The sequence below is a fragment of the Arthrobacter sp. 9V genome, from assembly GCF_902506065.1.
In the GTDB taxonomy this organism is placed as follows: domain Bacteria; phylum Actinomycetota; class Actinomycetes; order Actinomycetales; family Micrococcaceae; genus Arthrobacter.
Genome location: NZ_LR733046.1, coordinates 1 through 1671, shown reverse-complemented (window position 1 = coordinate 1671; position 1671 = coordinate 1). Strand labels below are relative to the sequence as shown.

Annotated in this window: 3 protein-coding genes; all 3 read right to left on the bottom strand. The window is 66.8% G+C overall.

Annotation, left to right across the window (positions count from 1 at the left end; all coding sequences use genetic code 11):
* A partial coding sequence (locus BACI9J_RS23690) for a hypothetical protein (protein ID WP_159736749.1) occupies positions 1 to 502 on the bottom strand: 502 nt, incomplete at its 3' end.
* Positions 499 to 1017, bottom strand: coding sequence for a hypothetical protein (locus tag BACI9J_RS23685; protein ID WP_159558286.1), 519 nt, complete (start codon positions 1015 to 1017; stop codon positions 499 to 501). The genes BACI9J_RS23690 and BACI9J_RS23685, both read right to left, overlap by 4 nt.
* Positions 1014 to 1671: hypothetical protein (locus BACI9J_RS23680; RefSeq protein ID WP_159736748.1), on the bottom strand; the 658-nt coding region annotated here is incomplete at its 5' end. The genes BACI9J_RS23685 and BACI9J_RS23680, both read right to left, overlap by 4 nt.

The window sequence follows — 1671 nt, the reverse complement described above, 5'->3', positions numbered from 1 at the left end:
GCGCAAAGCCAATGATGAGCAGGATGTTCACGCCGCGGGGCTGGGGCAGGAGCACGCCGATGGAATCGGCGGCGAACCAGCCCATCGCGACCAGGTAGATGACGATGTGCACCCACGTGGCCGGGTACTGCAAGTGTTCGTGGATGTAGGTCGTCGGTTCCCCGTTGTGATCGGGAATCGCCATGAAGGTGACCGTCTCCGCAACGAGCACGGCGATCAGGATGGGCAGGCGTGACCGGGCCTCCGAGCCAGCGTGAGCGCGTGTGGCGTCCCGCAGAAACCAGAAGGCTGCAGTGGCTGCGAGTACCTGGATCAGATCGATGGCATTGACGTCGCCTAGGAGCGCATCGAGGGGTTCGACCGGCCAGACGACGCCCACCGTGGCGATGCCGACGACGGCCAGCGCTGCGGCAAGGAACGCCGGACGGCGCGCTGCGTTACCGATCGCATTGACGCGGAGGAGCAGGAGTCCAACGGCAGCCCAGAACGCAGCTGGGATCACGCGAAGGCTTCCTCGCTTGCGGACAGCGTGGACTTCTGGAGGCGCTCGAGCAGGAGCATCGCTCCACGCTCGGCTACGAGCTCTTCGACGTCGACAGCGCCAGCATCCTCGAGGGAGGTCCGCACCGGCACGCGGGCACGTGCCGCGGTGATCTCCGCGGTCACGCCGGCATAGCCCCGTTCCATGACCTCGACGGGCACGTGGCACCCTCCGTGGCCTGCGGCAATGTGCATGAACTCGTGGAGGATCACGAACAGCTGGTAGAGGCGGGGGTCGTCAGGGTGGAAGTACACCCATCCGGCGTCTGCAGTGTCGAGGTACAAGCCCGTCACGCTCGCGGGGTGGTCACGCGGAGGGAGTGAGTTCAGCGGGTCGATGATGAGCGGCTTACCGAGCCAGGTGGCAACGGCCGTTCTCAGCGTCTCAAAGGTGAGCGGGCCGGCGGGCAGGGATAGCCGGGCGATGGCGTCCTCAGCAAGCTGAGTGGTGAGTCGTTGCGTTCGGATCTTCTTCATTCGGTACCTCCCCGCTCGGTCGGCGCCGCGGCGCGGATCGCTTCGGCAATCGCCAGGAGCTCGGCCGCGGATGCTGCGTTGACCGAGCGCGCGGCGATCCCAACACCAGTCTCTGCCAAGGCGATCTCCACTTCCAGCCGCGCGTCGACGAGATCGACGACACCGGGGAGTGCGATGCGCAGCAGGTACTCCGAGGGCACGTCGAAGAAGTCCGCGATCGCACGAAGGTCGTCACTCGTCACGTCTGTGGGCTCGCCGGCGAGGAGCCGTTCCCAGTCGGCACCAGCCAGAAGCCGTCCGCGCTTCGCCAACGCAGCGCGCACCGCACGGTCGACCGGGGGAGCAGGGGTGCGAGCGACGTGGAGGGCGACAAGCTTCCGCAGCCGGTAGCCGAGAAGTGCTGGCTCCAGGCGTTCATCCCGGGGAGCGTGCAGCCGTTCCATCTCGGTGATGGCCGGCGCCAGGAGCTCGCCCACGGAGACGCCGAGCGCTTCGGCGATCGTCTGCACGTCGTTCGTGTTGAACGAGGTCTCGCCGCGGGTGCGCTTGTAGTAGTAGCCGCGACTGAACCCAGCCTGCGTGATCAGGGCTGGCGTCGTACTGCCGCGCTGGATCCGCAGGTCATCGACCGCGTCAACGAACGCCCTCGAGAAC